Annotated in this window: 14 protein-coding genes; 10 read left to right on the forward strand and 4 right to left on the reverse strand. The window is 70.8% G+C overall.

The features are described from left to right. Positions 1–435: 435 nt before the first annotated feature. Complete coding sequence (locus tag OG332_RS46025) at positions 436–1,041, forward strand: hypothetical protein (protein ID WP_327419031.1); 606 nt, start codon at positions 436–438, stop codon at positions 1,039–1,041. Between the two features lie 144 nt (positions 1,042–1,185). On the opposite strand, the gene OG332_RS46030 is transcribed toward OG332_RS46025, so the two are convergent. Further along, a complete protein-coding gene (locus tag OG332_RS46030; protein WP_327419032.1) occupies positions 1,186–2,079 on the reverse strand; it encodes a helix-turn-helix transcriptional regulator in 894 nt (297 codons plus the stop codon). Between the two features lie 100 nt (positions 2,080–2,179). Between OG332_RS46030 and OG332_RS46035 the strand changes: the two genes are divergently transcribed. The 4 genes from OG332_RS46035 (at position 2,180) to OG332_RS46050 (ending at position 5,844) form a co-directional block, all read left to right on the forward strand. After that, on the forward strand, positions 2,180–3,619 hold the full coding sequence (locus OG332_RS46035; protein WP_442816319.1) for an MFS transporter: 1,440 nt from the start codon (positions 2,180–2,182) through the stop codon (positions 3,617–3,619). 280 nt (positions 3,620–3,899) lie between these two features. Continuing rightward, a complete protein-coding gene (locus tag OG332_RS48095) occupies positions 3,900–4,490 on the forward strand; it encodes an eCIS core domain-containing protein (protein ID WP_442816413.1) in 591 nt (196 codons plus the stop codon). Further along, complete coding sequence (locus OG332_RS46045; RefSeq protein ID WP_327419034.1) at positions 4,429–5,169, forward strand: hypothetical protein; 741 nt, start codon at positions 4,429–4,431, stop codon at positions 5,167–5,169. The genes OG332_RS48095 and OG332_RS46045 overlap by 62 nt, the downstream gene beginning before the upstream one ends. 402 nt (positions 5,170–5,571) lie before the next feature. After that, a complete protein-coding gene (locus tag OG332_RS46050) occupies positions 5,572–5,844 on the forward strand; it encodes a hypothetical protein (protein WP_327419035.1) in 273 nt (90 codons plus the stop codon). Between the two features lie 94 nt (positions 5,845–5,938). On the opposite strand, the gene lgt is transcribed toward OG332_RS46050, so the two are convergent. Next, positions 5,939–6,838 carry a prolipoprotein diacylglyceryl transferase gene (gene lgt / locus OG332_RS46055; RefSeq protein WP_327419036.1) on the reverse strand — a complete coding sequence of 300 codons (900 nt, stop codon included), beginning with the start codon at positions 6,836–6,838 and terminating at the stop codon, positions 5,939–5,941. 43 nt (positions 6,839–6,881) lie between these two features. After that, a complete protein-coding gene (locus OG332_RS46060; protein ID WP_442816414.1) occupies positions 6,882–7,343 on the reverse strand; it encodes a TetR-like C-terminal domain-containing protein in 462 nt (153 codons plus the stop codon). A gap of 416 nt (positions 7,344–7,759) precedes the next feature. Between OG332_RS46060 and OG332_RS46065 the strand changes: the two genes are divergently transcribed. The 3 genes from OG332_RS46065 to OG332_RS46075 all read left to right on the forward strand — a co-directional run bounded on the left by OG332_RS46065 (position 7,760) and on the right by OG332_RS46075 (position 9,903). Further along, positions 7,760–8,212 (forward strand): ribosome-inactivating family protein, encoded by a 453-nt coding sequence (locus tag OG332_RS46065; RefSeq protein WP_327419037.1) that lies wholly within the window; start codon positions 7,760–7,762, stop codon positions 8,210–8,212. Positions 8,213–8,362: 150 nt separating this feature from the next. Further along, positions 8,363–9,184, forward strand: a complete 822-nt coding sequence (locus OG332_RS46070) for a hypothetical protein (protein WP_327419038.1) — start codon at positions 8,363–8,365, stop codon at positions 9,182–9,184. Then, a complete protein-coding gene (locus OG332_RS46075) occupies positions 9,181–9,903 on the forward strand; it encodes a class F sortase (protein WP_327419039.1) in 723 nt (240 codons plus the stop codon). Before OG332_RS46070 ends, OG332_RS46075 begins: the two co-directional genes overlap by 4 nt. 384 nt (positions 9,904–10,287) lie before the next feature. Here the strand turns inward: OG332_RS46075 and OG332_RS46080 are convergent, their stop codons facing one another. Next, the gene (locus tag OG332_RS46080) at positions 10,288–10,719 is read right to left on the reverse strand and encodes a hypothetical protein (RefSeq protein ID WP_327419040.1); all 432 of its coding nucleotides are present in this window, start codon (positions 10,717–10,719) and stop codon (positions 10,288–10,290) included. Positions 10,720–10,751: 32 nt separating this feature from the next. Here OG332_RS46080 and OG332_RS46085 point away from each other — a divergent pair, with 32 nt between their 5' ends. Both OG332_RS46085 and OG332_RS46090 read left to right on the forward strand, forming a co-directional pair. Continuing rightward, entirely contained in the window at positions 10,752–11,330 is a 579-nt protein-coding gene (locus OG332_RS46085) for a hypothetical protein (RefSeq protein WP_327419041.1), read from the forward strand. 138 nt (positions 11,331–11,468) lie between these two features. Further along, positions 11,469–12,197 carry a hypothetical protein gene (locus OG332_RS46090; protein WP_327419042.1) on the forward strand — a complete coding sequence of 243 codons (729 nt, stop codon included), beginning with the start codon at positions 11,469–11,471 and terminating at the stop codon, positions 12,195–12,197. Positions 12,198–12,969 lie beyond the last annotated feature (772 nt).

A 12,969-nucleotide genomic window follows, 5' to 3' on the forward strand; every position in this document is an offset into this window, starting at 1 on the left:
GGGTCCTCGACACGGTAGACGGCGCGGTGCCCGCCGAGGCGCGATCCCAGGGCCTGCTCGGTGATCACGCGGGCGCTCGGGGCCTGGCCATCGGGGACGATGTGGAAGCCCCGTACGGAGCGGCGTCGGTCCAGTGCGGGGGCGTTGGCATCACGGCAGAGTCGGGCGGCTCCGCCGTCCTGCCCCTCCTGACCGCCCTTGACGACGGCTGGTGGGGGACACCGTGGTCAAGCGACGCGAGCGACTCACGTGGAGAGGGTGCGGAGGTGCCCGGGTCAAAGCGGCGTGGCCACGCGGGCGTGGTCAGCCGCCCTCGCACAAGAGCACGGCGCGGCCCGCCGGTGACATCCATGCGAACGAAGGCGTACCGCGCTCATGCGCGGTCCCGTTTCAATGAGTTCGACGGGGTCTGCGCGAGCTGGCATCGTGGATCTCATGAGCTCCGAGCCCGCGCCGCACCCCACACCGGTCCGCCACCGCGACCACGGCACGTGGCTCGTCCGGTTCACCAGCCGGATGCTCGTGGTCTGCCCGGGGTGCGGTGGCCGCGCACTCGTCGTGCCTCTGCCCGGTCTCGCGGCGCCGAAGTACTTCAGCGACCTGCTCTTCCGGCCCCGCCGCCTCGCCTGCGCAGGCTGCGGCGCGGTCGCCGACTGGGCGGCCGAGGAACGGGGCGGCGGTCTGGTCGGTGCGGTGCCCGGAGGCACCGAGGACCCCTTTTTCCGGCGGCCCCTCTGGCTTCAGACGCGCTGTGCGGGGCGCATTCTGTGGGCGTACGACGAGGAGCACGTTGACGCCCTCGCCGCCTACGTGGGCGCCCGGCTGCGGGAGCGTCACGCCTCACCGACGAGGGCGATGTTTGCCCGTCTGCCGGTGTGGATGAAGGCCGCGGAGCGGCGTTCCGAGGTGCTGGCCGGCTTGGCGACTCTCAGGGCCCTCGCCCGACTCTCGGCTCCCGCCGACCGCTCCGACGCAGCCCACGAACGTGGCGACCGCCCGCGCCACCACGGCAGCCGGCTTTTCCGTGGCGGCCCGTACTAACTGATCAGGGCCCGACGCCACGCCCTGCGCTGGGCCGGTCCGGGTCGCCGCACCTTGACGCGATCATCGTGTCAAGATCTCCTTGACGTCTCCCTGTCCCACTGTCACCCCGTCACCCCGGCCCGCCACGTGACACTGCGGGGCTCAGCCGCCGGCGCGGTACGCATCGACCTCCACAGGAGCCGTGTCCCGGGAGCCGGCGAGGTGCTCCAGCTGTTCCAGGCGCTCGCGCGTCTCCCGGTCCAGCGGTACGTACGACACGAGCCGCGGCCCCGTTCCCGGTCCGAGCCACAGGTTGGTGTGCTCCACGTGCAGCAGGCCCACGTGCGCGTTGCGGATGTACTTCGACTTCGAGCTCTGCCCGACCACCTCGTGGCGCGCCCACACCTCCCGGAACTCCGCCGACGCCCCCTCCAGACGCGCCAGGAGCGCATTCCAGGCAGGCTCCGTCAGGTGCTCTGCCATCGCCGCCCGGAACTTCGCCGCCATGAGCCGGTGGGTGGCCGGCAGGTCGACCACGGCCGCCCGGAACTGCGGATCGGTGAAGGCGAGCCACATGCAGTTGCGGTCCTCCGGCCGCATCCCGTCCATGTCCCCGAGCAGCCGCCCGTACGTCGCGTTGTACGCGAGGATGTCGTACCGGCTGTTCTGGACGCACGCCGGAATGGGCCCCAGCTGGTCGAGCAGGGTCCGCACGGCGGGAGTCACGCTGGGGCACACCGTGGGCGGCGCCGGGTCCTGACCGCCGGCCAGCGCGAACAGGTGCGCCCGTTCGCTCACGTCGAGCAGCAGTGCCCGCGCGACCGCGTCCAGCACCTGCCCCGACACCTGGATGGCGCGCGCCTGCTCCAGCCACGTGTACCAGGTCACGCCCACCGACGACAGGTGCGCGACCTCCTCGCGCCGCAGCCCCGGGGTGCGCCGACGCGGCCCGCGCACCAGTCCGACCTGTTCGGGGGTGATCCGCTCTCGACGGCTGCGCAGGAACTCCGCCAGCTCGTGCCGGCGGACGTCGCTTCCATGGGCCACGGTGGTCATACTTCCAGCCTGCCGCACCGCTGATCCTGTTGCCAGGTAGTGCTGGTACCCGGACAAGGACACTCTGGTACCCGTCCGGCGGCGGGGCCACCGTCCAGAGGTGACCGATACCCACGTACGAACCCCCGCCGCGCCGCCCGTTTCCGCGGCCGGGCCCTCCGTCCCTCACCTGAGCGGCGCGGGCCTGTTCACCGTCCTGCTGGGGGCCGCTCTACCCCTGATCGACTTCTTCATCGTCAACGTCGCGCTGCCGTCGATCGAGCACGACCTCTCCGCCGGACCGGCGCTGCTGGAGCTGGTCGTCGGCGGGTACGGCGTCGCCTACGCCGTCCTGCTGGTCCTCGGCGGGCGCGTCGGCGACAGCCTCGGCCGCCGCCGGCTCTTCCTCGTCGGCATGGCCGCCTTCGGAGTCACCTCGCTCGCCTGCGGCCTCGCCCCGAACGCCTGGAGCCTCGTCGCCGCCCGGATCGCCCAGGGCGCGGCCTCCGCGCTCATGCTGCCGCAGGTGCTCGCCACCATCCAGGCCACCACCGAAGGCCCGCGCCGGGCCCGGGCCATGAGTCTGTACGGAGCCACCGCGGGCCTGTCCATGGTCGCCGGGCAGATCCTCGGCGGCGTCCTGGTCGCCGCGGACCTCGCCGGAACCGGCTGGCGCGCGGTGTTCCTGGTCAACGTTCCCGTCGTGCTCCTGGGGCTGGTGCTGGCCGTGCGCACGGTCCCCGACACCCGCGCGGGCCGGCCCGAGGCCGTGGACGTACCGGGCACCCTGCTGCTCGCCCTGTCGCTGGTCTCGCTGCTGCTGCCGCTGACCGAGGGCAGGGCCGCCGGCTGGCCGCTGTGGACCTGGCTCTCACTCGGCGTGTTCCCCGTTGCCGCCGCCGCGTTCTACCTGGTCGAGCGCCGGGCCGACCGCCGGGGCCGCACTCCGCTGGTGCCGCCGAGCCTGCTGAGACTGGAGTCGCTGCGGCGCGGCCTGCTCCTGCTGCTGCCGTTCTCGACCGGCTTCAGCGGCTTCATGTTCGTCCTCGCCGTGGCCCTCCAACAAGGCCTGGGAATGGGCCCGGTGACGGCCGGTCTGACGCTGGTGCCGATGGCCCTGGCCTTCTTCGCGGCCTCCCTGGCCGGGCCGCGCCTGGTCACCCGCTTCGGCAGCCGGGTCGTCACCGTCGGCGGCGTCGTCCAGGCAGCCGGCATCGCCCTCCTGCTGGCCACCCTGCGCTACGGATGGCCGGACCTCGGGCCGGGAGCACTCGCTCCGGGCGTGTTCCTGGCGGGCCTGGGCCAGGGACTCCAACTGCCCGTGCTGATGCGTCTGATGCTGTCGGACGTGCCGGCCGACCGGGCGGGGGTGGGCAGCGGCGTCATGATCACCGCCCAGCAGTCCGCCCTGGCGCTCGGCGTCGCCACACTGGGCAGCCTCTTCCTGGCCCTGGCCCCGACGGCCGGCCTGCGCGAGGCGGTCGGTACCACCTTGCTGGTACAACTCGCCCTGATCGCCCTGACCGTCCTGCTCAGCCTCCGCCTGCCCCGCATGCGCTGAGCAGCCCCGGCCGAGCGATGCGGTCGGCGGCTACGACCGGCCGGTGGCGGCCCCGCCGGTCCGGTCGACCAAGGTCAGCGGCCGGGCTGGCGAGGTGCACCGGCGCGAGCGGCGGCCGACGGGTGATGGCGCGTGGTGCAGATGGCTCAGCCGCTTTACAGTGGCCACGAGCTGCCTGTTTCCATGAGGATGATGTGCCGATCGGGAGGAATGTTCAATGCCCTCGTTCATGCACGCCCACCGCCCCTCCGCGACAGGCCAAGGCGAGGCGGCGTCGACGATGCGCAACGTGGCGGTCACCAAACGCGGCGACTCGATCGAACATGTAGCCGATGCGCTCGCGGAACGTGCCGTGGCGGCGACAGGCAGGGCGAATGCCACGGATGTGGCGGCATCGGCTGGTCGTACCGCCGAGCACCACGTCCCGGTCGAGGGTGTCGTACCGGCCGGTGGTGGACGCCCCCTGGATCCCTCGGTGCGGACGGATCTGGAACGGGCCTTCAGACACGACTTCACTGGCGTACGTGTCCACAGCGGACACGTAGCTACCGAGATGGCTCAAGGCTTCGGCGCGCGCGCGTACACCTTCGGACGGCATATCGTTCTTGGCCGTGGGGAATCCGTCCACGGCCATGCGGGCCGGTGTCTCCTGGCGCACGAGCTCGCACACGTCGTCCAGTACGACGCCTCGGGCCGTGCTGTCATCGCACGCCAGGAGAAGCCGGGAAGTGACGGTCGGACCGACTCTCAGATCCGGAGCGAACTCGAACGGCGTACCGGCAAGACGTTCAATGAGCTCGTCCTCGGGCTTGGCCGAGGAACCAGTCGACCCCACCAAAATCTCACCCCGGGAATTGGAGGCGGTGCTTGAACGGAACGGCGCTATCCGGCACATCGAGCAGGACACCAAGGAGCCCACGGTAATCGACAACGTTCTGGTCAAGCACCCCTACCAAGAGAATCGATTCATCACCGAAGGCCGGGTCGGACCTGCGAGCAAGGTGAAGAAAGACAAGGAAGTCGGTCAGCAAGCTGTCAACGACGCCTTCACCTCCGGCATAGCCCAAGGGGTGGCCGGTATGAAACCGGGATCGGCATCCGAAGGCATCGTGAAGCCGGCAGCTCCAGCCAAGGGTCCTGCGAACCGGGCCATGGCGGCCCGCAACATCACCATCAGCGGCACCATGACCGAGGAACAGTTCAAAGCGTCGGTGAAAACCGAGCCAGGCCAATATGTGTACGTGATCGTCGATGCGCATGGCAACGAACTGAAACCGGGCATCACCGGGGACCCGTACGCACGCTTCAATGCTTACGTCACGAAGGAAGGAATGGCGACCGCACAAATGCGTGTGTACCCTGCCCAGCCCGGCTATCAGGCCCGTGGCAGCGAGACCGCAGGCATCGCCTCACATATGGAGAGTGGCGGCGCCACGATGAACGTCCGCACGGAGACGCGGGCGGAAATGCGGCAAGGTGCGGAATGGGCTGACACTCTGCACCAGCCGCCGGCTCCGACCGGCAAGCCGCTGATCACCATCCGCCGCTGACCGGCGTTCCGTACTGGTTTGCGACGGGCTCAAGGGGCTTCCCGACGAGGTCGGGACCGTCTGGCCCAGGACGATCGTCCAGACCTGCGGAACTCCTTCCGCTATGCCGCGGCGGGTGGCTGCGATGCGGCGTGGGGACGAGGTTGTCTGTCCGGTCTGCGGGCGGGGATGGACGGTGGGGGTCGAGCGCCGGCGGTGTTCTGTTCGCCGCCGTGCCGCACGAGGGCCTGGCGGGAGAAGACGTCACCGGATGACGTCACGGTGATGCCATAGCCGAACGCCTCGTATATCTCGTTGGTCACGGCGAGATCTGGTGTTCCGCAGAGGTGGTGAAGAGCGGGTTCCGGGCACCTCGCGTGCCCTCGGTCTGCGCCTGCCGCCGTCGGTCACTCGGTGCTGGCGGTGAGCCTCCTGCAGGGCACGGTCACGCTCTGGGACGGCGTTGGACGGCGCCGCCTCGGCGATCCGCTGCGCGGGTCCGCCGGGCTGCTGCGTGCCCTCGCGTTCGACTCCCGGGGGCGGCTGCACGTCTCCTCCTCGCACCACCCGCACCGCGTCTTCGACCTCGAGCCGGAGGCCGTGGCACGGGCGCTGTGCGAGCGGGTCGGCTGGCACCTCACGCGAGCACAGTGGGAGCAGAACGTGCCCGACCTGCCCTACCGTTCCCTCTGCTGACGTCGCGCCACGGTTCCACTTCGGTTCCCGTGTTCATCGCCGCACCGTGATCCACTCCGGCGCGGGCGCCGAAGGATCTCCTCCTGCCCGGGCGTCATCGCGCGTCACCGGCTCCTGTCTTGACGGTGACGACCAGGACCGGCTCGTTGGCCTCCTGGCTGCCGCCCTCGCCCTTTGGGCGCGACACTTCATCGAGGCCCGGGTGGCGGCGGGCCGACACGACGAGGCAGGCGATGGCGCCAACGAAGACCACGACAGAGGTCCAGTTGTTCAGACGCAGGCCGAAGAACGTGTGGGACGCGTCGATGCGCAGGTACTCGGTCCGGAACCGGCCGACCGTGTAGGCCACGACGTACAGGGCGAAGGTCCTGCCGTGACCGAGTGCGAAGCGGTGGGCCGCCCACAGGACCAGTACGGCCACACAGATGTCCCACAGGGACTCGTAGAGGAAGGCGGGGTGGTACGTCGCGACGTCGGGCATGGTGGACGGACGGTGCGCGCGGTCGATCTCCAGGCCCCAGGGGAGCGTGGTGGGGCGGCCGTAGAGTTCCTGGTTGAACCAGTTGCCCCAGCGGCCGATCGCCTGGGCCAAAGCCAGACCGGGGGCGACCGCGTCCGCGTAGGCGGGGAAGGGGATGCGGTGGCGGCGACAGCCGATCCACGCGCCGACCCCGCCCAGAGCGATGGCGCCCCAGATCCCGAGCCCGCCCTCCCACACGTACAGGGCTCGGATCGGCTCGCCGCGGTCGCCGAAGTACGCGTCGTAGCTGGTGATCACGTGGTACAGCCGTCCACCGGCGATGCCGAACGGCACTGCCCAGATGGTGACGTCCGCGATGACGCCCTGCTCCCCGCCCCTCGCAACCCAGCGCCGATTGCCGAGCCAGACGGCCACGAACACGCCCAGGATGATGCAGAAGGCGTACGCCCTCAACGGAAGCGGGCCGAGGTGAAGGACTCCGGTCGAAGGGCTGGGAAGGTAGGCGAGGTCCATGGCGCTCCGTTGACGTCTCAGTCGGGCTGTTTGGCGATGGTGGTCATGCGGTGTCTCCCCGGGGCTCGTTCCGGAAGGCCTGGGCGAAGGTCTCGCAGCCGGTGCGCCATGCGGCGTCCAGGTCTGCGCCGGAGGGGAAGCGGCCGTCGAGTTCGAGCACGACCATGCCGTGCGCGAAGGCCCAGAACGAGCGTGCGAGGTCGATGTCGCCGTGCACCGCGTGGGCCAGCGGCGTTGCCGCGCGATCTTCGAGTCCTTCGGGGAGCGCCGCGCGGGCGAGCGGCCGACTGTGGGTGATGCGGTAGAGGTGCGGGTTGGCGAGAGCGTGCCGTCGGTAGGCGCGGGCGAGAACGAGCAGGGGCGGTTCGCTGCCGATCCCGAGGATGCGGAGCAGTCCGAGGACGGGCCGATCCAGGGGAAGGGCCCAGGTGAACCGGCCTGCCGTCGAGGGCGGTGCCGAGCGGTCCCAGGACCTGAACGCAGAGCAAGAGACGCCAATCCACAGTGCGACAAGGCCCGTTGAGGATCACCGGCAGCGGTCCGGTCACCGGGATCACGCGCTTATTTCTTAGCATCAGAGGCCAACTATTCGCCCGGCCGCCGCCGGGACGACTACAAAGGTCCTCACGGAACCGAACCCGGCGATGGGGTTGATGCCACCCCGTCGACGATCGGAACGATGTCGAAGGCGGTGGATTGCGTGCGCGAGTACAGCAGGATCGAATCGACGGCGGTCAGATTACTTCCGAGGAGTCCGGGTCCCGGCTCCTTCACCTGATCCGGGCGGCCATGCTGAAACCAGTGTGCTTTTCCCCGGCGTACGCATCGGTGGACGATTACCGGCTCCTGACGTCGACCATCCGGTCGAGGGTGGAAGATGCTCCGGGCTGGTTCAGCAGGGCCGGGCACGGGGAGGGGGGAATGCCTCACCTCCCCCTGCGCATTCACCTGCGAGGTCTGTTCATCGAGCTCTACATCCAGCTACGACTGCAGAATACCGACCTTCGTATCGTCGGATTCCGCAACACCTTCGAAAACTGGCAGGCCCCGCCGGAAGCGTACGTCCACCACGTGCGGGACTGGGTCGCGCCGCCGGGGATCCGTCGAACGGAAGCCCTGCCCTTCGGCGGAGGCCGATTCGACCTGGAGACGGCCGCCGACGTGCGCCGTTCGGGAATCTCCCTGGGGCGCCGGCCCTTGGGCAACGCGGTCATCTGGCTTCATCGGAACCGCGATCCGAAGTACACCGCACACGGAATTCTCGTGCTCTCGGAAATGCTCTGTGAGGCTGCCCGATACCCGGCCCTGGCCGATGCGATGTCGCGCATCTGGATGACCGGCGGGCGGCTTTCGGCCGATGCGGAAGCCGCCTGAGGAATCTTCACATGAGCGCCCGTCCACACGTGTTCGGCAACGAAGGAGGAGCGAGACCGAGACCAGGAGCGAGACCCCTCTCCAGGAAACCGTTTCAACCCCGTACGATCTGTGATTCCCGTTCCGGGGATCCACGGAACAGGAGCGAAAGTGATAGTCAAGCGCGCCGGTCGCCTCGTGGTTCTCGCCGCCGTACCCGCAGTGTGCCTGACCCTCGGCCTTTCCGGACCAGCTCTCGCGGAGGGCGGAAAGGCGTACCAGATCGACCTGGCGCAGCTGAACGCATCAGGCTCCAACGGTACGGTCATGCTCAGCCTCAAAGGCAACCAGCTCACGGTGCAAATCGAGTCCAAGGGAATGGTGCCCGGACAGCCGTCGGCCCAGCATCTGCACGGTTCGACGAAGGGGCACGACTTCAAATGCCCGGACGCCACCGACGACACCGACGGCGACGGGGTCCTCAGCAACACCGAGGCCACGCACGACTACGGTGACATCAACATCTCACTCACCACGGCAGGGGACACCAAGGCCACCAGCGGTCTCGCCGTGGACCGCATGCCCGTCGCCGACAAGCAGGGCAAGATCTCCTACAAGCGGACGATCACCGTCGGTCAAGATGTGGTCGACCACATCAAGGACCTGCACGTCGTGCAGCACGGCATCGACCGCAACAAGAACAAGAAGTACGACTTCGAGGGCGCGGGCAAGAGCGAGCTCGACCCGAAGCTGCCCCAGGAGGCAACGGCTCCGACCAACTGCGGCGAGGTCAAGGGCGCAGCCGTGGGCTCCATTCCGGTCGGCGGCATCGAGACCGGCGGCGGCTCTTCGCAGCACGCGTCGGCGCCGGTGACGGTGCGCGACGGTGCGGCGATCACCGTACTCGCGCTGGTGGCGGGCGCGGTGGCCGTCACGCGGAAGCGGGCCGTTGCCGTCCCCGTCCGCAGGGGGAACACCGGAGGCGGCGCGTGAAGCCGGCTCCCGCGCCTGCCGCACCCGTCGCACCCACCAGGCGGCCCCACCACCGGACCGCAGGCCCCCTGGTGGCCGCCGCTCTCGCCGGGCTGCTCCTCGTGGGGTGCGCCGGCCAGAACGCGGCCAAGCCCCCCGCCCCGGAGGGGCAGGGCGCACCGGCCGCCGCGGGCGCCTCTCCCACCGGGAAGGAGCCCGCAGGCGGTGGCTCCGCGTCACCCGCAGACGGATCGCAGAGCGGTGCGGGCCGGGCCGAGCCCGCCCTCGCCCGATCGGAGCCGCAGAAGATCACGATCCCCTCCCTCGGCCTGTCCAGCACCTTGGAGACGCTGCGACAGAACGCGGACGGCACCATGCAGACCCCGAAGGACCCCGCGCTCGCGGGCTGGTACGAGCCGGGGCCGACCCCCGGCTCCCAAGGGCCGGCAGTGATCGCCGGACATGTCACGTGGAACGGAGCATCCGCAGTGTTCGAGAAGCTGAAGACGATGAAGGGCGGCGACACCATCAAGGTGACCCGACGGGACGGAAAGACGGTCACCTTCACGGTGGACCGGGTCGCCGAGTACCCCAAGGCCGAGTTCCCCACGCTGGAGGTCTACAAGAACCTCGACCACGCCGGCCTGCGCCTGGTCACCTGCGGCGGCGACTTCGACCCCAAGAAGCACTACTACGACAGCAACGTGGTGGTGTTCGCCCGCATGACGGGCGCCGCGTAGCCAGGCCCGCGGGGCGGGAAGACGTCCGTCAGTCGCAGGCCCCCACTGCGGCTGACGGGCCCTGCCGTGCTCCCCTCGGACCATCACGTCGGCCGGTCGGGCAGGAGGCTTGGAAGGCCTTGCCGGCCTTGCCGTCCTCGTGGGATCCGGGGACCGGCAGTTCCCGGTCCACCGGTTGATGAAGGAGGAGCCGCGCGCCTCGCCGTCGTTGTCGACGTTCACGGGGGATGAGGTTCCACAGCCGACCGCCGGAGGACCAGCGGGTCCCGCGCGGCCACCGGAACAGCTGCGTGCCGGTGTCGTACGGGACGGAGAGGCAGGTGCCGCTGTTCGCAGCGGCCCGGTTCGTCTTCCGCCGCCCGGCACTCGCCGCCCGCCCCGACTTCAGCCCCGAGACCGCGGCCCGCCCGCCTGGCGCACCTGCCGGTCCGCCAGGCGGCCCGGTGAGCGGAGGACCTGACCGACGCCGGGCTGCTCCGGCCCCACGCCGCTGGCGACCGTGACCGCTACCGCTTCCACGACCTCCTCCGTCTGTTCGCCGCCGAACAGCCGGCCGAGGGGGACGACCCCGCGCACATCACGGCCGCCCGGGACCGGGCCGTCCGATGGGAACTGCGCAGGGCGGCCGCCGCCCCGCGCTTCGACGCGAACCAACACCGGGACGCCCCCGACGGGGGCCCCGAGCCGGCCAATGCGGCCGCCAGCAGCGAACAGGCCCACATCTGGTGGGAGGCCGAGCGGCCCCAGCGGCTCGCGGCCCTGGCCCAGGAGGCCGGCCGCCACCAGCAGGTCATCGACGCCGCCGAGGCCATGCACTGGTTCTCCGACACGACCCAGCACCCGGAGATGTGCACGGATGTGTTCCCGCGGGGCCGTCGACTCCCGCCCGAGCACTGGGCAACAGGCGCGACGAGGCCGTCCTCCCCAACCAACTCGCCCGGGCCTGCACCATGTGCGGCTACCACCACACCGCCGCCCTGACGGCTGCACGAGCCCGCCCTGAAGAGGCGGCGCGCGAGGTCGGCGACGACCTCAAGGCGGGCTGGGCACTGGCCCACGAGGCGGGAGCCCTCCACCGGCCCGGACGGAACGACGAACCCGGCGCCCGGCGCCGTGAGGCACCAGCCCACCTCGGCAACCAGACTCGCGCGCAGAGCCGACTGGCCGAACAACTGCGCCACGCGCCGTCCCACTTCGAGGCGGCTCGGATGCCCGCCCGGAGCGAACCGTCCCGGCTCGACCTCGGAATCCTCCTCCGCCACCTCGGCCGCAGCCAAGAGGCCCGGGAGACCCCGACGGCCGCCCACGAGGCCCTCGTCCAGCCGAACACCCCCGCCAGGCTCCGACACCCGCCGGACGGACACCACCGCGGTGCTGGGCCCCTGCGGGCGCATGGGTGCGTTGGCTCCCCAGCGGGAAGTCACTGAGGCCACTGAGATGTCCAGGCGGCCCACCGACAGCAGGCTGCGCCGCGGGGGAGCACAGCCTGACCGCGGGACGTTGGATCATCGACGGGAGCGATTCGTGTACACACTGTGTACTACCCGAGCGATGAGGAGGACGTGATGAGCGCGGCCGACGAGGGACGGCGCTGGCCGGACGAGGTCAGCGTCGACAACGCGAGGATGACGCTGCTGCAGCTCCTCGCGCGGACGGGGGTCCCTTCCGGTGACGCGCGGCAACTGATCGGGCTCCTGGAGGCGGGCGCACTGGCTCTCGCGCACGAGGAGCTGAGCGGCGGCTGGAGCGCGCCGGGGGACAAGGGCGAGGCGTACGAGTCGGGCTGGCTCGACGGCGCCGGGTACCTCCTCGAAGCGCTCGGAGCCGTCGCCGAGCGGACCCTCGTACAGGTCGTGGGGGCGGACGGGCAACCGGGCCCGGCGGGGGAGCGTCCTCGGGCCGGGCGCGTGGAGGTGGAGCGGGCGCGCGTGGCTGTCACCCCTCTCTACCTGTCGTTCACCGCGGTCTCGGAGCTGGACCCGGAGGTGACCGACGAGGTGCTCGCCGCCGTCCTCGGCACGATGAGCCCCCGGCAGCGGGCCGGGTACGCCGGGCGGCTGACGGAGTTCGCCGCGGCCCACCGGGCACGGCTGGAGCGAATGTTCGCGGCGTACGGACCGGGCAGCGCCATCACGCTGCACGGCCGCTATTCGCTCCTCCACTCCACCACGAGCATCGCCGTGCTGGAGCGGCTCGTCTGCGCGCCGCAGGAGTTGCGCGACGAGTGGGACGCCGCAGCACTGCCGCCGGCGTGGCTGGACGGGCTCACGACCGCCTGGAACGCCCCGGCCTGACCACCCCGGCGCAGGGGAGCGGCCGTCATCGACCTGGCGTTGCCCTTCGCGTCGCGGTGCGGCATGAACCGCGGCCTGGTGCCCCCGCTGGTCGAAGCCGCCGCTCTGCTGCTGGACGCGAACGGCAGGGCGCGCGGGGAAGGAGACGTGGTCTTCCAGGGCCGGCCTGTCCATCCCTCGGCCGCGGTACGGCACGTGAGCGGCGCCCACGCGGGGGCCCTGGAGGAACCGACCGTGGAAGCGTGCGCGCCGAACGGCATCTCGCTCGTCCGCTCCACGGTCACCGACGCGACGACGGAGACCGCGTTCGTCTTCGGAGAGTTCTACCGCCGCGCGGGCGGCCGGAAGTTCCGCGGTGGGCCAGGGTTACGCCTCCGGACCGGCGGGCCTCACGACGGACTTCGGCATCACGCCGGCAGCCGCGGCGAAGCATCCCGCGTCGGCCACGCCACCTCCGGCTCCGGTGTCACCGGGCCCCCGTTCCGCCTGGGGGGCGTCGAAGGCCAGTGGTCCGCCTCGCTTCATGCCGCCCCCGCCCGCATCCGCCGGTCAGGTCCCCTTCGCACCGCCCCACCCCCCAGCGGCTGTCCCGGCAGCGTTCGCGACGGCCCCGATCGCGTCGCCGACGCGGGCCCGTCGGGTGCGCAAGGACGACCAACTGCCGACCTGACCGGCCGCGGTCCCGAAGTACTGCTCTACACGGGGCCGGTGGCGGATCTCAAGGTCAGGCTCCGCGACGAGACCGGCGGGGCGGCAGCAACTGCGGCATGTA

The sequence above is a fragment of the Streptomyces sp. NBC_01233 genome, from assembly GCF_035989305.1.
Taxonomy (GTDB): Bacteria; Actinomycetota; Actinomycetes; order Streptomycetales; family Streptomycetaceae; genus Streptomyces.